14 protein-coding genes are annotated in these 17,805 nt (G+C 70.0%); 7 read left to right on the top strand and 7 right to left on the bottom strand.

Going from position 1 to position 17,805, the window contains the following annotated elements; all coding sequences use genetic code 11:
- The first annotated feature begins 2 nt into the window (after positions 1 to 2).
- The 3 genes from ACFVXC_RS39330 (at position 3) to ACFVXC_RS39320 (ending at position 4,324) form a co-directional block, all read left to right on the top strand.
- On the top strand, positions 3 to 2,006 hold the full coding sequence (locus ACFVXC_RS39330; RefSeq protein WP_389916047.1) for a fumarate reductase/succinate dehydrogenase flavoprotein subunit: 2,004 nt from the start codon (positions 3 to 5) through the stop codon (positions 2,004 to 2,006).
- The gene (locus tag ACFVXC_RS39325; RefSeq protein WP_363207235.1) at positions 2,003 to 2,749 is read left to right on the top strand and encodes a succinate dehydrogenase/fumarate reductase iron-sulfur subunit; all 747 of its coding nucleotides are present in this window, start codon (positions 2,003 to 2,005) and stop codon (positions 2,747 to 2,749) included. Before ACFVXC_RS39330 ends, ACFVXC_RS39325 begins: the two co-directional genes overlap by 4 nt.
- Before the next feature lie 63 nt (positions 2,750 to 2,812).
- Complete coding sequence (locus ACFVXC_RS39320) at positions 2,813 to 4,324, top strand: acyl-CoA synthetase (RefSeq protein ID WP_389916046.1); 1,512 nt, start codon at positions 2,813 to 2,815, stop codon at positions 4,322 to 4,324.
- A gap of 9 nt (positions 4,325 to 4,333) precedes the next feature.
- Here the strand turns inward: ACFVXC_RS39320 and ACFVXC_RS39315 are convergent, their stop codons facing one another.
- Positions 4,334 to 5,233: a LysR substrate-binding domain-containing protein gene (locus tag ACFVXC_RS39315; protein ID WP_389916044.1), complete on the bottom strand. Its 900-nt coding sequence runs from the start codon at positions 5,231 to 5,233 to the stop codon at positions 4,334 to 4,336.
- Positions 5,234 to 5,375: 142 nt separating this feature from the next.
- Here ACFVXC_RS39315 and ACFVXC_RS39310 point away from each other — a divergent pair, with 142 nt between their 5' ends.
- The 4 genes from ACFVXC_RS39310 to ACFVXC_RS39295 all read left to right on the top strand — a co-directional run bounded on the left by ACFVXC_RS39310 (position 5,376) and on the right by ACFVXC_RS39295 (position 9,423).
- Complete coding sequence (locus tag ACFVXC_RS39310; RefSeq protein ID WP_389916041.1) at positions 5,376 to 6,386, top strand: aldo/keto reductase; 1,011 nt, start codon at positions 5,376 to 5,378, stop codon at positions 6,384 to 6,386.
- A 62-nt stretch (positions 6,387 to 6,448) separates the two neighbouring features.
- On the top strand, positions 6,449 to 6,874 hold the full coding sequence (locus ACFVXC_RS39305) for an SRPBCC family protein (protein ID WP_389916038.1): 426 nt from the start codon (positions 6,449 to 6,451) through the stop codon (positions 6,872 to 6,874).
- Positions 6,875 to 7,113: 239 nt separating this feature from the next.
- Positions 7,114 to 7,908 (top strand): SDR family NAD(P)-dependent oxidoreductase, encoded by a 795-nt coding sequence (locus ACFVXC_RS39300; RefSeq protein WP_389916035.1) that lies wholly within the window; start codon positions 7,114 to 7,116, stop codon positions 7,906 to 7,908.
- Positions 7,909 to 7,920: 12 nt separating this feature from the next.
- Complete coding sequence (locus ACFVXC_RS39295; protein ID WP_389916032.1) at positions 7,921 to 9,423, top strand: FGGY-family carbohydrate kinase; 1,503 nt, start codon at positions 7,921 to 7,923, stop codon at positions 9,421 to 9,423.
- Positions 9,424 to 9,433: 10 nt separating this feature from the next.
- Here ACFVXC_RS39295 and ACFVXC_RS39290 read toward each other — a convergent pair whose 3' ends face one another.
- The 6 genes from ACFVXC_RS39290 to ACFVXC_RS39265 all read right to left on the bottom strand — a co-directional run.
- Positions 9,434 to 10,309, bottom strand: coding sequence for a family 16 glycosylhydrolase (locus ACFVXC_RS39290; protein WP_389916029.1), 876 nt, complete (start codon positions 10,307 to 10,309; stop codon positions 9,434 to 9,436).
- A gap of 226 nt (positions 10,310 to 10,535) precedes the next feature.
- Positions 10,536 to 12,881: an ATP-binding cassette domain-containing protein gene (locus tag ACFVXC_RS39285; RefSeq protein ID WP_389916026.1), complete on the bottom strand. Its 2,346-nt coding sequence runs from the start codon at positions 12,879 to 12,881 to the stop codon at positions 10,536 to 10,538.
- Between the two features lie 39 nt (positions 12,882 to 12,920).
- Positions 12,921 to 13,922, bottom strand: a complete 1,002-nt coding sequence (locus ACFVXC_RS39280; RefSeq protein ID WP_389916023.1) for an LLM class flavin-dependent oxidoreductase — start codon at positions 13,920 to 13,922, stop codon at positions 12,921 to 12,923.
- A 121-nt stretch (positions 13,923 to 14,043) separates the two neighbouring features.
- The gene (glgB, locus tag ACFVXC_RS39275; protein ID WP_389916020.1) at positions 14,044 to 16,263 is read right to left on the bottom strand and encodes a 1,4-alpha-glucan branching enzyme; all 2,220 of its coding nucleotides are present in this window, start codon (positions 16,261 to 16,263) and stop codon (positions 14,044 to 14,046) included.
- Complete coding sequence (locus ACFVXC_RS39270) at positions 16,263 to 17,606, bottom strand: maltokinase (RefSeq protein WP_389916017.1); 1,344 nt, start codon at positions 17,604 to 17,606, stop codon at positions 16,263 to 16,265. Before ACFVXC_RS39270 ends, glgB begins: the two co-directional genes overlap by 1 nt.
- Before the next feature lie 13 nt (positions 17,607 to 17,619).
- Positions 17,620 to 17,805, bottom strand: a 186-nt coding sequence (locus ACFVXC_RS39265) for an alpha-glucosidase C-terminal domain-containing protein (protein WP_389916014.1), incomplete at its 5' end; no start/stop codon positions are given.

Genomic DNA, 17,805 nt, shown 5'->3' with positions numbered 1-17,805 from the left:
AGATGAAATCCTCCCCTGAGCACTCATCCCCTGAGCACTCATCCCCTGAGTACTCCTCTCGTGAGTACGCCGAGTACGCGACCGGGGAGCCGGTCGTCGACACCAAGGCCCCCGCGGGTCCTGTCGCCGAACGCTGGGACACCCGCCGCTTCGAGGCCAAGCTGGTCAACCCGGCCAACCGCCGCAAGCACACCGTGATCGTCGTCGGCACCGGCCTCGCGGGCGGCTCCGCGGGCGCCACGCTCGCCGAACAGGGCTACCACGTCGTGCAGTTCTGCTACCAGGACTCACCGCGCCGCGCCCACTCCATCGCGGCGCAGGGCGGCATCAACGCCGCGAAGAACTACCGCAACGACGGCGACTCCGTCCACCGGCTCTTCTACGACACCGTCAAGGGCGGTGACTTCCGGGCCCGCGAGTCCAACGTCCACCGCCTCGCGCAGATCTCCGTGGAGATCATCGACCAGTGCGTCGCGCAGGGCGTGCCGTTCGCGCGCGAGTACGGCGGGCTCCTCGACACCCGCTCCTTCGGCGGCGTACAGGTCTCCCGCACGTTCTACGCGCGCGGCCAGACGGGGCAGCAGCTCCTCCTCGGCGCGTACCAGGCACTCTCGCGGCAGATCGCGGCGGGCAACGTGGAGATGCATCCGCGCACGGAGATGCTGGACGTCGTCGTCGTGGACGGACGTGCCCGCGGCATCGTCGCCCGCGACCTGATCACCGGCAAGATCGAGACGTACTTCGCCGACGCGGTGGTCCTGGCCTCCGGGGGCTACGGCAACGTCTTCTACCTCTCGACGAACGCCATGAACTCCAACGCCACGGCCATCTGGCGGGCCCACCGGCGCGGCGCCTACTTCGCCAACCCCTGCTTCACGCAGATCCACCCGACGTGCATTCCGCGCACCGGCGACCACCAGTCGAAGCTGACGCTGATGAGTGAGTCGCTGCGCAACGACGGCCGGATCTGGGTCCCCAAGGCCCACGGCGACGACCGCCCGGCGAACGAGATCCCCGAGGACGAGCGCGACTACTACCTGGAGCGCATCTACCCCGCCTTCGGCAACCTCGTGCCGCGCGACATCGCCTCGCGCGCGGCCAAGAACGTATGCGACGAGGGCAGAGGAGTGGGCCCCGGCGGCCAGGGCGTCTACCTCGACTTCGCCGACGCCATCGCGCGCATGGGCCGCAAGGCGGTCGAGGCCAAGTACGGCAACCTCTTCGACATGTACGCGCGGATCACCGACGAGGACCCGTACAAGACCCCGATGCGTATCTACCCCGCCGTGCACTACACGATGGGCGGACTCTGGGTCGACTACGACCTGCAGACCACCGTCCCCGGCCTGTTCGCGGTCGGCGAGGCCAACTTCTCCGACCACGGCGCCAACCGGCTCGGCGCGTCCGCCCTGATGCAGGGCCTGGCCGACGGCTACTTCGTGCTGCCGTCCACCATCAACGACTACCTCGCGCGCAATCCGCACCACGACGAGATCTCCGACGACCACCCCGTCGTACGGGACGTGCTCGACGAGACCGCGGACCGCGTCACCCGCCTCCTCGCCGTCGACGGCGACCGCACCCCCGACTCCTTCCACCGCGAACTCGGCGAGCTGATGTGGGAGTTCTGCGGCATGGCCCGTACGGAGACGGGTCTGCGCAAGGCGCTTGAGCGCATCCCGCAGATCCGCGAGGAGTTCTGGCGCCGCCTCAAGGTTCCCGGCAGCGGCGAGGAGTTCAACCAGTCCCTGGAGAAGGCGAACCGCATCGTCGACTATCTGGAGCTGGCCGAGCTGATGTGCCTCGACGCCCTGCACCGCGCCGAGTCCTGCGGCGGCCACTTCCGCGACGAGTCGCAGACGCCGGACGGCGAGGCGGCCCGCCGTGACGAGGAGTTCGGCTACGCCGCCGCCTGGGAGTTCACGGGCACGGGTGAAGCTCCCACCCTTCACAAGGAAGACCTCGTCTTCGAGTACGTCCACCCCACTCAGCGGAGCTACGCATGAAGCTCACCCTGCGCGTCTGGCGCCAGCAGAACGCCGACGCCGACGGCGCCATGTCCACCTACGAAGTGGACGGCATCTCGTCCGACATGTCCTTCCTGGAGATGCTGGACACCCTCAACGAAGAACTCATCGTCAAGGGCGACGACCCCGTCGCCTTCGACCACGACTGCCGCGAGGGCATCTGCGGCGCGTGCTCGCTCGTCATCAACGGCGACGCGCACGGGCCCGAGCGCACCACCACCTGTCAGCTGCACATGCGGTCCTTCAAGGACGGCGACACGATCGACGTCGAGCCGTGGCGCGCCGCCGCCTTCCCGGTCGTCAAGGATCTGGTCGTGGACCGCTCGTCCTTCGACCGGATCATCCAGTCCGGCGGCTACATCAGCGCCCCCACCGGAGCGGCCCCCGAGGCGCACGCGGCGCCCGTGCCGAAGCCGGACGCGGACTTCGCCTTCGAGCACGCTGAGTGCATCGGCTGCGGCGCGTGCGTCGCCGCCTGCCCCAACGGCTCGGCGATGCTGTTCACTTCGGCGAAGGTCAACCACCTGGGTGTCCTGCCGCAGGGCGCTCCCGAGCGCGAGACGCGCGTGCTCGACATGGTGGCGCAGATGGATGAGGAAGGATTCGGCGGCTGCACGCTCACCGGCGAGTGCGCCACCGCTTGCCCGAAGGGCATCCCGTTGCCGTCCATCTCCGCGATGAACAAGGAATGGCTGCGGGCGACCCGGAAGGTCAGTCGCTAGCCGAACCACATGGGCCCGTACGGGGTCTGACGTCCCATCAGGGGGCTGCGGTACCTTCGCCGCATGCACCCGGGAGCGTACGACCCCGCCAGGCCGGCCGTCGTCACCGCCGACGGCATGAGGAATCTCACCTACGGACAACTCGAAGAGCGCTCCCTGCGGCTCGCGGATCATCTGCGGGCCGCGGGCTTGCGTCGGGGCGACCACCTCGCCCTGCTCTGCGACAACGACCCGCGGGCCCTCGAGGTGTACTGGGCCGCGCTGCGCTCGGGCCTCTATCTCACCGCCGTCAACCACCACCTCACGACGGACGAGGCCGCGTACATCGTCCGCGACTGCGGGGCGAAGGTGCTGGTCATCTCCGGTTCGCTCACCGAAATGGGCGCGGCTGTCACGGAGTTGGCCGGTGGTCCGCCGATCCGGCTGGGGCTCGACGACGGATCGTACGAGAAGGCCCTGGAGTCCGCGTCCGCCGAACCGCCCGCCCACCAGCCGCGCGGCACCGACATGCTCTACTCCTCCGGCACCACGGGCCGCCCCAAGGGCATCAAGCCCGCGCTGCCCGAGGGTGACGTGCGCGAGGAGCCAAGCGCCTACGTGCTGATCTTCCAGGCGATGTACGGCTTCGGCGAGGACACCGTCTATCTCTCGCCCGCTCCGATCTACCACGCGGCGCCCCTGCGCTTCTGCGGGGTCGTCACGGCGCTCGGCGGCACCGTCGTCCTCATGGACACCTTCGACGCGGAAGGCGCCCTCGCTGCCGTGGAGCGCCATCAGGTCACGCACAGCCAGTGGGTGCCGACCATGTTCGTACGGATGCTGAAGCTGCCCGCCGAAGTGCGGGAGCACTACGACCTGTCCTCCATGAAGACAGCCATTCATGCCGCCGCGCCCTGCGCCGTCGAGGTCAAGCGGCGGATGCTGGAGTGGTGGGGGCCTGTTCTGTACGAGTACTACTCGTCGACGGAGGGCAACGGCATCACGTTCATCTCGCCGGAGGAATGGCTGCGCAAGCCCGGCTCCGTGGGCAAGGACGGGTTTCTCGGTGTGCTGCGGATCTGCGACGAGGCGAGCGAGCCGCTGCCTAGGGGCGAGACCGGCATCGTCTATTTCGAGCGTGAGGAACTGTCCTTCCGCTACCACAACGACGACATCCGCACCCGCGAGGCCCAGCACCCCGCGCATCCGAACTGGACCACCACGGGCGACATCGGGCACATGGACGAGGACGGCTATCTCTTCCTCACCGACCGCAGGGCATTCATGATCATCTCGGGTGGCGTGAACGTGTACCCGCAGGAGGCCGAGGACTGCCTCGTGCTGCATCCGGCGGTCGCGGACGTCGCCGTGATCGGGGTCCCTGACGCGGAGATGGGGGAGGCGGTCAAGGCGGTGGTGCAGCCGGCCGACGGGGTGTCCGCGGGGCCCGATCTGGAGCGGGAGCTGATCGCCTTCGTGCGGGAGCGCATCGCCCACTACAAGGCGCCGCGCTCCGTGGACTTCGCGGATTCGCTGCCCCGGACGCCCACCGGGAAGCTGGTCAAGTCGTCGCTCCGGAAGGCCTACTGGGACTGAACCGGCGTGTCAGTCGATGGCGCCGCTCGCCAGGACCGTCTCACGGAAGGACGCCACCACCGGCCGCAGATCGATGGCGTGCCAGGCCGCCCACAGATGAACGGACGCCTTGTGCCAGGGGAGTTCGCGTACGGCGACGCCGTCCGTCGTGCCGCGCACCATGCTCTTCTGGATGAGCGCGAGGCCGAGACCGGAGGCCACGAGGCCGAGCGCGGTGAGCGGCTCGGCGGCGTCGAGGCGGATGTCAGGGGTGAAACCGGACGCCACGCACGAGGCGAGGAAGGTGTCGCGCCAGGCGGGATCCTGGGAGTTCTCGACCGCGATCCACGCCTGACCGTCCAGGTCGCCCGGCGCCAACTCCGCCCGGGCGGCCAGCGGATGGGCCGCGGGCAGCGCGAGAAGCAGCGGATCTTCGAGGAGAGCAGCTGCCAGGAGGTCCGGATCGTCCTGCGTCGGCGGCTCCTGGACGAGGGCGATGTCGAGGCTGCGCTGCCGCAGGCCCTCGAACTGCTCCGCCGTGGAGAGGCTGTAGAGGGCGACATGGATGCCGGGGCGCTCCTCCTGCAGGGTGCGCAGCGCGCCGGGCAGGACGCCGGTGTGCATGGCGTCGCCCACGTACCCGATGCACAGACCGCCCTCCTCGCCGCGGCCGAGCCTGCGCCCCAGGTTCTCCAGGCGGTCCGCGTGCCGCAGCAGGGCGCGGGCCTCGCTCAGGAAGACCCGGCCGTCCGACGTGAGGCGGATGCGCTGCTGGCTGCGCTCGAACAGGACGAGACCGAGCTGCTTCTCCAGCTGGGCGATCTGGCGGCTGAGCGGTGACTGGGAGATGTGCAGCGCCTCGGCCGCACGGCCGACGTGTTCCGTCTCGGCGACGGCCACGAAATAGCGGAGTTGTCGCAGGTCAAGCATGTAAGACCTCGGAGGACTCAAGTGTGTCCAAGCGAGTCTTGGACAGTCTCAAGCATCGATCCTAACCTCGAACTCGCAAGGCCGACGGATCACCCGGTCACCCCCGGAACCGCCGGAAATCCACCACCGCGAGGACCTCCCCATGAGCATCAAGTCCCTCCTCCCCGGAGCGCTCGGCTTCGGCACAGCCCCGCTCGGCAACATGTTCCGCGCCATCCCCGACGAGGAGGCCGCGGCAACCGTCGAGGCCGCCTGGGACCAGGGCATCCGCTACTTCGACACGGCCCCCTTCTACGGCGCGGGCCTCTCCGAGATCCGGCTCGGCGACGTCCTCGCGAGACACCCTCGCGACGACTACGTCCTGAGCACCAAGGTCGGCCGCGTCATCCTGGACGAGGTCGAGGACCCGGCCGCCCGTGACCTCGGCGAGAAGGGCGGCCTCTTCGAGCACGGCCGCCCGAACAAGATGGTCAACGACTACACGGCCGACGCCACCCTCCGCTCCATCGAGGACAGCCTGAAGCGGCTGCGGACGGACCGGCTCGACGTCGTGTGGGTGCATGATGTCGCGCAGGACTTCTACGGCGACGAATGGCTGGCCGCCTATGAGACAGCCCGCACGGGCGCTTTCCGCACCCTGGACCGGCTGCGCGACGAAGGCGTCATCAAGGGCTGGGGCCTGGGCGTCAACCGCGTGGAGCCGCTCGAACTCACCCTCGACCTGGACGAGCCGAGGCCCGACGCCTTCCTCCTCGCAGGCCGCTACACCCTCCTCGACCACGACCGCGCCCTCCAGCGCCTGCTGCCGGCCGCCGAGGCCCAGGGCGTGGACATCGTGGTGGGCGGGCCCTACAGCTCCGGCATCCTCGCGGGTGGTCAGCACTTCGAGTACCAGAAGGCGCCCGCGGAGATCATCGCCAAGGTCGAGCGCATCAAGGCGCTCGCCGAGCGGCACGGGGTCGCCATCAAGGCCGCCGCCCTGCAGTTCTCCCTCGCCCATCCGGCGACGGTGGCGGCGATCCCCGGAGCCACCAAGCCCAGCCGCATCGCCGAGGACGTCGCAGCCCTTGGCGAGACGGTCCCGGCCGGGTTCTGGGCGGACCTGCGCGCGGAGCGGCTGATCGCGGCGGACGCGCCGGTGCCCACCGCCTGACCGTCAACTGCCCACCCCCGTAAACCCGTCCTTCCCTCCCGTACGTCCCTCAAGGAGAAACCGTGGCTTCCACCTCCGCGTCCATCGAGATCCCCGTACCGGCCGACCGCGTCTGGCAGCTCATCGGCGGCTTCGACTCGCTGCCCGACTGGCTTCCGTTCATCCCCGCCAGCGAATCCAGCGAGGGCGGCCGCGTGCGCAGCCTGACGAGCGAGGACGGCGGCGTCATCATCGAGCGCCTCCTGACGTTCGACGACAAGGCGCGCACCTACAGCTACTCGATCCTGAAGGCCCCCTTCCCCGCCACCGACTACGTGGCCACCCTCACCGTGCACGAGGTGCCCGGACAGTCCGGACGGGACGCGTCCCGCGTGGAGTGGTCCGGCGTCTTCACGCCGGTGGGTGTCGGCGACGACGAGGTCGTCGCCCTGTTCCACGGCATCTTCAGCGACGGACTCGCCGCCCTGAAGCAGACACTCGCCGCCTGAGGCGTCGAGGCCCCCGCGGCCGTGCCGCCCCGGGGCCCGTGACGACCGCCGTCGGACCCGGGCCGTGAGCTTGACCTCGGCAAGGAGTTCACGTCGTCCAGCGATGCGCCGAGCGGCATGGCCGACCCACGTAAGGCCGCCGAACCCTCCGGAGTGATCTACTGGGATCCGGGGGACAAGGCGGGGCCCGCACAAGCACGCGGCCCATCCAGTCGCACCGACAGCAGGAGGTACGCAGCATGCTCGTCGATCTCTCCGGCAAGACCGCCCTCGTCACCGGATCGACCCAGGGAATCGGGGCGGCCATCGCGGCCGGCCTGGCGAAGGCCGGTGCCCGGGTGGCCGTCAACGGACGGTCCGCGGCCTCCGTCGACAAGGCCGTCGACCGGCTGAAGGGGGAGCACGGCGCCGCCGAGTTCTTCCCGGCCCCCGGTGACATCTCCACCGACGAAGGGGCGGCTCAGGTCTTCTCGGCCGTCCCCCGCACGGACATCCTCATCAACAACCTCGGCATCTTCGGCGCGGAGCCGGCCCTCGACATCAGCGACGACGAATGGCGCCGCTACTTCGAGGTCAACGTACTGACCGCCGTCCGCATGATCCGGCACTACCTGCCGGGGATGAAGGACCGCTCCTGGGGACGGATCCAGAACATCGCCAGCGACTCGGCGTTCGCCGTTCCCGCCGAGATGATCCATTACGGCATGTCGAAGACCGCACTCCTCGCGGTCTCCCGGGGCTTCGCGAAGGAGGCCGCGGGATCGGGCGTGACCGTCAACTCCGTTGTAGCGGGCCCCACTCACACCGGCGGCGTGGAGGACTTCGTGTACGAGCTCGTCGACTCCGCGCTGCCCTGGGACGAGGCGCAGCGGGAGTTCATGGTCAAGCACCGCCCGCAGTCCCTGATCCAGCGGCTCATCGAGCCCGAGGAGATCGCGCACATGGTCGTCTACCTCAGCTCCCCGCTGGCCTCCGCCACGACCGGCGGCGCGATTCGGGTCGACGGCGGCTACGTGGACTCGATCGCCCCGTAGCATCACGTGGCCATGACCTCCGCCACCGCGCACCGCACCGGTCTCCTGCTCGGCGTCGACATCGGGACGTCCTCCTCCAAAGGCGTCCTCGTCCGCCCCGACGGCACGCTCGTCGCCCAGGCGCAGCGCGAACACACCACGTCCACGCCGCACCCCGGCTGGTTCGAACACGACGCGGACGACGTGTGGTGGGCCGACTTCCGTTCCCTGGCGCGGGAGTTGCTGGCCGTGCTGCCCGCGGGCGAGTCGCTCGCCGCGGTCGGCGTCAGCGGTATCGGCCCCTGCCTGCTCCCCGTCGACGAGAAGGGCACGCCGGTCCGCCCGGCCATCCTGTACGGCGTCGACACCCGGGCGGGGGCCGAGATCGCCGAGCAGGACGAGCGCTACGGCCCCGATGACATCATCCGCCGCTGCGGCTCACCCCTGACCAGCCAGGCGATCGGCCCGAAACTGGCATGGCTGCGCCGCCACGAGCCGACGGTCTACGAGGCCACCCACCGCTGGTGCATGGCGAGTTCGTACCTCGTGCACCGCCTCACCGGTCGGTACGTCCTCGACCACCACTCGGCGAGTCAGTGCACTCCGCTGTACGACCTGGCCGCCCGGGCCTGGATCGATGACCGCTGTGAGGAGATCGCGCCCGGCCTTCAGTGGCCGGAGCTGGTCTGGCCCTCCGACGTCGTCGGCGCCGTGACACCCGAGGCCGAGGCCCTCACCGGCCTTCCCGCGGGCACCCCCGTGGTCGCGGGCACGGTCGACGCCTGGGCGGAGGCGGCCGGTGTCGGCGTCGCCGCTCCCGGCGACCTCATGCTCATGTACGGCACGACGATGTTCCTGGTCGGCATTGAGCCGCGACCGCTGACCAGCCCGCACCTGTGGGGCACGGCGGGCGCGTTCCCCGACACGTACTGCCTGGCGGCCGGGATGGCGACGTCGGGCGCGGTCACCGGCTGGCTGCGCGACCTCACCGGTAGCTCGTACGAGCAACTGACCGCGGAGGCCGCCGCGTTGCCGCCCGGCGCCGAGGGCCTGCTGATGCTGCCGTACTTCGCGGGGGAGCGCACTCCGCTCTTCGACCCCGACGCGCGGGGACTCGTGCACGGCCTGACGTTGCGGCACGGCCGGGGCCATCTCTACCGGGCCGCCCTGGAGGCCACCGCCTACGGCGTCCGGCACAATCTCGCCGCCATGGCGGAGGCGGGCGCCACCGCCGAACGCCTTGTCGCGGTCGGCGGTGGCGCCCGTGCGCTGTGGACCCGGATCGTCTCCGACGTGACCGGGCGCGAGCAGCACCTGCCGCGCCACACCATCGGCGCCGCGTACGGCGACGCGTTCCTCGCGGCGGTCGGCGCCGGGCTCGCCGGGCCTGGCGACATCGCGCACTGGAACCCGACCGTCGAGGTGGTCGTCCCGGAGGCGACCGCCTCGACCGTCTACGACCAGCTCTACGGGCTCTACCTGGACCTGTATCCGGCGACCCGCGAGGCCGCGCACCTTCTGGCCCGGCTCAACTAGCGTGGTCCACCTAGTCGTTGGTGTTCACGTGGACGTAGTCGACGACGAGCTGCTGCGGGAAGCTCGTGTTGCCGTCCGGGTCGCCGGGCCAGTAGCCGCCGACCGCGAGGTTGAGGATAAGGAAGAACGGCTTGTCGAAGACCCACTTGTTGCCGCCCAGGTCGGCCGGGGTGCGGGTCTGGTAGACGTTGCCGTCCACGGACCAGGTGACCTTGTTCGGTGACCAGTCCACCGCGAAGGTGTGGAACTTGTCCGAGAACGCCTCGCCACCGGGCAGGGTATAGCCCGCGCCGATGCCGCCCGAGCCCGAGTAGCCGGGACCGTGCAGCGTGCCGTGGACGGTGCCCGGTTCGAAGCCGACGTTCTCCATCACGTCGAGCTCACCGCTGTTGGGCCACCCGACACTGCCGATGTCGGCGCCGAGCATCCAGAACGCGGGCCACATGCCCTGCCCCTTCGGCACCTTCATCCGGGCCTCGACATGGCCGTACGTCTGCGTGAACTTGCCCGAGGTGTTGAGCCGGGAAGAGGTGTACTCGCACTTGCCGTACCAGCACTGGTAGTTGCCGGGGTTCTCCTTGCGAGCGGTGATGACCAGGTTGCCCTGGCCGTCGAGGGCGGCGTTCTTGTTGCCCGAGGTGTAGTACTGCCGCTCGTGGTTGTTGACGTTGTCGCCGGTCTCCGTCTGCCACTTGCTGCCGTCGACCGCGGACCCGGCGGGGCCGTTGAAGTCGTCGGTGAAGGTGGCGGCCGCGGCTGAACCGGCCGGAGAGGTGGAGGGGGCCGCCGACGCTCCGGCGGGGAGTCCGGCCAGGGCCGAGGCACAGCAGGCCAGGGCGACCGTGGAGAGCGTCGCACGGCGGCGCCAAGAGGTGTGCACTGTCATCACATCGCTTCACGTGGGGGTGGCGAGAGAGTGGGGGGTGCGGGATTGGTGGGGGTTGTGAGGTGTACGCATACCGAGGCAAGGCAAGGCAAGGCAAGGCAAGGCATGCGCATGACAACACGACATCGAGAACTGAACGCGTCGGGCGATCAACCCCGAGGCTTTGTTCAGTACTTGATTTAAGGCAGCCTCCGGTGCGCCGTCAAGGAGTTGGTGCGGACCAATCTCAGTGACCCTTGGCCGTCGCCCGCGCCAGATAGGGCGCCGTCCGGCTCCCCTCGGCCCCCGCCACCGCGTCGGGCGGCCCCGCGGCGACCACACGACCGCCCTCGTCGCCGCCGCCGGGGCCCAGGTCGATCACCCAGTCCGCGCCCGCCACCACCGCCATGTCGTGCTCGACGACCACCACCGAATGGCCCGCGTCGACCAGGCCGTGCAGCTGACGCATCAGGACCTCGACGTCGGCCGGGTGGAGTCCGGTCGTCGGCTCGTCCAGGAGGTAGAGCGTGTGACCGCGCCGCACACGCTGCAACTCGCTCGCCAGCTTGATGCGCTGGGCCTCGCCGCCCGAGAGTTCCGTCGCCGGCTGCCCCAGACGCAGATAGCCGAGACCCACGTCCAGGAGGGTCCGCAGGCTGCGTGCGACGGCCGGGGTGTCGGCGAAGAACTCCGCGGCCGACTCCACCGTCAGATCGAGCACCTCCGCGATGTTCCGCCCCTGGTAGGTCACTTCGAGCGTCTCGGGGTTGTAGCGCGCACCCCCGCAGTCGGGGCACGGCGCGTACGTACTGGGCAGGAAAAGCAGTTCCACGCTCACGAACCCCTCGCCCTGACAGGTCTCGCACCGCCCGCCCGCGACGTTGAACGAGAAGCGCCCGACGCCGTAACCCCGTGTCCGTGCCGCCTCCGTGGCCGCGAAGACCTTGCGGACGACATCGAAGAGGCCCGTGTAGGTGGCCAGGTTGGAGCGGGGCGTGCGGCCGATCGGCTTCTGGTCGACGCACACCAGACGCCCCACGCCGTCAAGGTCCTCGGTGACCTCGCCGATGAGCGTGGACTTGCCCGAACCGGAGACGCCGGTGACGGCGGTGAAGGCGCCGAGCGGGAACTCTGCCGTCACGTCACGCAGATTGTGGCGGCTCACGGGGCCGACCTTCAGCCAGCCGCGCGGGGTACGCGCCTGGCGTACCGGAGCGGGCTCGCGAGCGAAGAGGAAACGGGCCGTCGCGGACTCCGTGACCCTCTCCAGATCCGCCACCGGGCCACTGTGCAGAACCTGGCCGCCGTGCTCACCCGCGTCCGGGCCCACGTCGACGAGCCAGTCCGCGTGGCGCATGACATCGAGATGGTGCTCCACGACGAAGACCGAGTTGCCCGCGGCCTTGAGTCGGTCCAGGACGGTGAGCAGGGACTCCGTGTCCGCCGGGTGCAGACCGGCCGACGGCTCGTCGAGGACGTACACGACTCCGAAGAGTCCCGAGCGCAACTGGGTCGCCAGGCGCAGCCGTTGGAGCTCGCCCGTGGAGAGGCTGGGTGTGGCGCGGTCAGGGCTCAGATAGCCGAGGCCCAGCTCGGTGATCGTGGCGATGCGGGCAAGGAGATCGTCGGTCAGGACACGCGCCGCCTCGGAACCCGTGCTGCTCTTGAGGGACTTGGCCAGCTCCGACAGGGGCAGCGCGGCCAGGTCGGCGATCGTGCGGTCCGCGAACGTGACCGCCATCGCCTCCGGGCGGAGCCTGCTCCCGCCGCACGCCGGACAGTCGGCGCTCGCCAGGAACCGCTCGGCCTTGGCGCGCAGTGTCTGGCTCTTGGAGTCGGAGAACGTCTTCATCACATAGCGCCGGGCGCTCATGTACGTGCCCTGGTAGGGGCGTTGGATGCGGCCCGCGTCCCGCACCGGGTGCACCGTCACCACCGGCTGCTCGTCCGTGAACAGGATCCAGCTCCGGTCCGCCTGGGGCAGTTCGTGCCAGGGAAGGCCGACGTCGTGCCCCAGCGCTTCGAGGACGTCACGCAGGTTCTTGCCCTGCCAGGCTCCAGGCCAGGCCGCGATCGCGCCCTCCCGGATGGAGAGAGCCGGATCGGGGACCAGGAGCTCCTCGCTCGTGCGGTGCACGCGGCCGAGCCCGTGGCACTGCGGACAGGCCCCGGCCGCCGTGTTCGGCGAGAAGGCGTCGGAGTCGAGCCGCTCGGCGCCGTCCGGGTAGGTGCCGGCGCGGGAGAACAGCATGCGCAGCGAGTTCGAGAGGCTGGTGACCGTGCCCACCGATGAGCGGGACGTCGGCGCCGAGCGGCGCTGCTGGAGCGAGACCGCGGGAGGCAGGCCGGTGATCTCACCGACCTTCGGCGCGCCCACCTGGTGGATGAGCCGCCTGGCGTACGGGGCGACGGACTCGAAGTAGCGCCGCTGGGCCTCAGCGTAGATCGTCCCGAAGGCGAGCGACGACTTCCCCGAACCGGAGACACCGGTGAAGACCGCGAGGACGTCGCGCGGGACGTCCACGTCGACGTTCCGCAGATTGTGCTCGCGGGCACCCCGGACACGGACGAACGGATCGTGGGGGCTGTGCATGGGATCTCCGTACGGGGCTCGGGGGCAAACCCCACGATTCTAGGTCGCGGCCAGACCCGCGACCCGGGAGAGGCGCCGGAAGGAGTCCAGAAGCCCCGCGCGATCGTACGTACTGGTCGTGACCAGGACTTCTTGCGCCCCGCTCTCCTTGATCAGCGCATCGAGCTCGTCGGCAACCTGCTCCTCCGTGCCGTGGATGTGGCCGAGGAGCCCGGACTCGTAGAAGCCGCGCTCCTTCTCGGTCATCGTCGTCTGCGAAGACTCGACGCGCTCGGCCGGGGGCAGCGGCGGGAACGTGCCGTGGGTGCGCGAGTACGCCATCGACCAGGCCTCCGGTATCAGCAGGCGGCGGGCCTCCTCGGGCGTCCCGGCGACGGCGATGGTGCCCGAGACGACGACGTAGGGCTCGCTGGACCACTGCGAAGGCCGGAACGACGAGTGGTACTGCTCGATGCCGCGGAGCATCTTCTCGCGGCTCCTGATGTCGCCGATGACCATGGGGAGCCCGGCCTGTGCCGCGATCGTGGCGCCCTCGCCCATGGCCAGGACGAACGGCGGGACCGTCAGGCCCTCGGCGGGGCGGGCGTGCGCGCCGGTGTCCGATGTGCCGCGGAACCAGCCCAGGAGCTCGGTGAGCTGCGCCGCGAAATCCTCCGCGTCGTGCTTGTCCCGGCCGAGCGCCTTGCGCACCCCGTCGGTGAAGCCCACCGAGCGGCCGAGCCCCATGTCGATACGTCCTGGGTAGAGCGCTTCGAGAACACCGAACTGCTCAGCCACGATGAGGGGTTGGTGGTTCGGCAGCATCACGCCGCCCGTGCCGACCCGGATGGTGCGCGTCGCGGCGGCGACGGCCGCGGCCAGGACGGTCGGCGCGGAGCCCGCGACGCCCGGCACCGCGTGGTGCTCCGACACCCAGAAGCGGTGATAGCCGAGCTCTTCGAGCTCCTGGGCGAGGCGCACGGTGTCGCGCAGGGCCTCGGGACCGTCGTGCCCCTCGCGGGTGCGGGAACGGTCCAGTACGGAGAAACGGGTTGCTTCCACGCGACACCTCTTCTCCGGCTGATCTCCTCCGCGATTCCGCGGTACTGCGGCCTCAATTTTCCGTCAGGTCCGCGGGGCGGGCAAAGTGATTTTGATCTCCGCGATCTTGATCAAGCGAGGTTCACGCCGGACGCAGCCACAGCGTGGCCAGTGGGGGGAGAGTCACGTGCAGGCGGGCCGGAAAGGCTCCGGTGGCGTCGGGGGCCGGTCGCAGCGGGTCGGGGTTGCGCACGTCGCCGCCGCCGTAGTGGGCCGCGTCGGTGTTGAGCGTCTCCCTCCAGGCGCCGACTGTCCCGGGCACCCCCAGTGGATAGTCGCGGCGTACCACCGGGGAGAAGTTGCTCACTGCCAGGAGCGGCGTCCCGTCGGCCGCGTAGCGCAGGAACGCCACCACATTGTCCTGCGCCGCGTCCGCCTCGACCCAGGCGAATCCGGCCGGGACCGTGTCCTGTTCCCACAGTGCGGGGGCGGCCCGGTACTGGTGGTTGAGGTCGCACACCAGTCGCCGCACGCCGATGTGGTCGGAGCGCGCGGGACAGGACGCCTCCAGAAGCCCCCAGTCCAAGCCGTGTTCCTGCGACCACTCGGCGCCCTGGGCGAACTCCTGGCCCATGAAGAGGAGTTGTTTGCCGGGGTGGGCCCACATGTAGGCCAGGTAGGCGCGGTGGTTGGCGCGCTGCTGCCACCAGTCACCCGGCATCTTGGACACCAGCGCACCTTTGCCGTGCACGACTTCGTCGTGTGAGATCGGCAGGAGGTAGTTCTCGCTGTAGGCGTAGACCATCGCGAAGGTCAACTCATTGTGGTGGTACTGCCGGTGAACCGGCTCGTGCTGGATGTACTCCAGGGAGTCGTGCATCCAGCCCATGTTCCATTTCAGGCCGAAGCCCAGGCCGCCGAAGCCACCGGGTCCCGCGTGGTGAGTGGCTCGTGTGACGCCGTCCCATGCCGTCGACTCCTCGGCGATGGTGATCACCCCGGGGCAGCGGCGGTAGACCGTCGCGTTCATCTCCTGCAGGAACGACACGGCGTCCAGGTTCTCCCGGCCGCCGTGTTCGTTGGGCGTCCACTGCCCCTCCTCGCGTGAGTAGTCGAGGTAGAGCATCGAGGCCACCGCGTCCACCCGCAGCCCGTCGACATGGAACTCCTCGCACCAGTAACTCGCGTTGGCCACCAGGAAGTTGCGTACCTCCCGGCGCCCGAAGTCGAAGGTGAGAGTGCCCCAGTCGGGGTGCTCGGCACGCCGGGGGTCCCGCGGCTCGTACAGCGGCTCCCCGTCGAATGCCGCGAGTGCCCAGTCGTCCTTGGGGAAGTGCGCCGCGACCCAGTCCACGATCACGCCGATGCCCGCCTGGTGCAGCGCGTCGACGAGGAACTTGAAGTCGTCGGGCGTGCCCATGCGGGCAGTCGGCGCGTAGAACCCGGTGGCCTGATAGCCCCACGATCCGCCGAAGGGATGCTCGGCCACCGGCAGGAACTCCACGTGCGTGAACCCGGCATCGGCCACGTAGTCCGTGAGCTGTTCGGCCAGCTGCCGGTAGGAGAGTCCGATCCGCCAGGACGGCAGATGGACCTCGTACACCGAGAAGGGGGCCTGGCACACGGGGCGATCCGCCCGGCGTGCCATCCATGCCGCGTCCGCCCACACGTGGGCCGACCGCGTGACCACCGATGCGGTCGCGGGCGGTACCTCCGTGCGGCGGGCCATCGGATCCGCGCGCACGGTGTGGGTGCCGTCGGGGCGAGCGATGTCGAACTTGTAGAGGTCCCCCTCGTCGACGCCGGGGACGAACAGCTCCCATACGCCGGTCGAACCGAGAGAGCGCATGGGATAGGCGGATCCGTCCCAACCGCAGAATTCCCCGCACACCCGCACCCCTCTGGCGTTGGGCGCCCACACGGTGAATCGGGTACCCGCGACACCCTGGTGGGTCATCGGGTGTGCGCCGAGCGCCTTCCACAGCTCCTCGTGCCGGCCCTCACCGATCAGGTGCAGATCGAGTTCGCCGAGCGCGGGCGTGAAGCGATAGGGGTCCTGGAGGTCGATGTCCCGGCCGTCGTACGTCACCCGCAGCGCGTACTCGGGGATCGACGCGATCGGCAGAACACCCGAGAAGAAGCCGTCTCCCTCGTCGTGCAGGTTCGTGACCCGCTCACCGACGACGAGCTTCGCGGCCTGGGCGTACGGGCGCAGGACCGTGAAGGCCACGCCACCGGGCACTGGATGGGCGCCGAGCACCGCGTGCGGGTCGTGGTGCGTGCCCGAAAGGAGGCGCCCGCGGCTCTCCGCGTCGAGTCGCGGCGCGGGAGGGCGTGATCGGGTGACGGCCGCCGTGGACATCAGTGGCCCTTCGCGAGGCGGGCGATCGCCGCCATGGGCACGGGCAGCCAGTCAGGACGGTGCCTGGCCTCGTACAACGCTTCGTACACCGCCCGGTCCGTCTCGTAGGCACGCAGGAGCGCGTCCTGCTGCCGCGGGTCCCACGCCGACTCGGCGGCGTAGCCCGCGCAGTAGGCATCCCGGCAACGCTGCGCCCACTCGGGCCGCCAAGGGCGCCTGGCATGGGCCGCGTAGTCGAAGGAGCGGAGCATGCCCGCGATGTCGCGTACGGGGGCCTGGGCGCGTCTGCGTTCAGCGATCGGGCGGGCCGGTTCGCCCTCGAAGTCGATGACGAACCACCGCTGCCCGGCCCGCAGCACCTGGCCCAGGTGCAGGTCCCCATGGATCCGCTGGTCCGGCCTGCCCAGGACACGAGCTCCGACGACGTCGTACGCGGCCTTCAGCCGGGCCGCGTACGGGACGAGCCCCGGAACCTGACGGGCGGTGGTGTCAAGGCGCGCGATCATCGCCGCGGCGAGCCGACCACCCGCGTGCCGGTCAGGGAGGCCGGGCGCCAAGGCGTGGGCAAGGGCCAGATGCACTTCTGCGGTCGCGCGCCCCAGCTCATAGGACTCATCGGTGAAGTCCGCGCCCGATGCGATGGCTTGGAGTGCGAGAGTCCAGCCGTCGGTCGCCTCGCGCAGGAAGGGCTGGAGTACCCCGAGTGTCGTCCTGCGGGGCTCGGCGGTCCAGAACCAGGCCACGGGAGCGGGTACGCGGGAGCAGCCCTCGCGGGCAAGGGCCCAGGGAACCTCGAGGTCGGGGTTGATGCCGTACTGGATGCGGCGGAAGATCTTCAGGATGAGGGAATCGCCGTACACCAGTGAGGTGTTGGACTGCTCTCCGTCCAGAACGCGGGGCGTGAGCCCGGAGGGTATCGCGCTCTGCGTCTCGCGTTCGAAGCGCAACGGGCCCGCCGCGCCCGGGGTGCGGAGGCGTTCGAGGAGCAGCATGGCCGACCGGGGGTCGTGGAGGGCGTCGTACACGGTGAGTCCCTCGAAGGGGCCCGCTCCGGCTCGGCCGATGGCGGCGTGGTGGAGGTGCGGCGGCAGGTCCTCGCTCACCCCCAGGAGCAGTTGGTAGCAGCCGTCGCTCGATCCGGCGTGCCGGGAACGGATCAGCAGGTGCAGGCAGCCCGGGTGCAACTCGGTCATCGACACCACGCTCAGTTCCGTGATGGGAAGGCCTTTGCCCGCGAACCACCGCTGCTTGGGCAGCCACTCCTCGAGCATCCCGGCCAGCGATGTGAGCAGCAGCGGAGGACTGAGGGGGGTGCCGCGCGACGGTGTGGCGGTCTTCAACATGCGACACGTCCCTTCACAGGTACACGGCGGGGTCCGCCGGGCGACGCGGGGCCAGGTCCTTGTGCAGCCGGAACCAGTAGAAGCCATGTCCGGCCAGGGTCAGGAGGTAGGGCAGTTCGCCGATGGCCGGGAACCGTACTCCGCCGATCAGTTCGACCGGGTGGCGGCCGTTGAAGGTCTGGAGGTCGAGTTCGGTGGG

It is taken from the genome of Streptomyces sp. NPDC058257, assembly GCF_042881845.1.
GTDB lineage: Bacteria > Actinomycetota > Actinomycetes > Streptomycetales > Streptomycetaceae > Streptomyces.
Note: the sequence above shows the minus strand (reverse complement) of the source record. Positions and strands in the feature narration are given on the sequence as shown.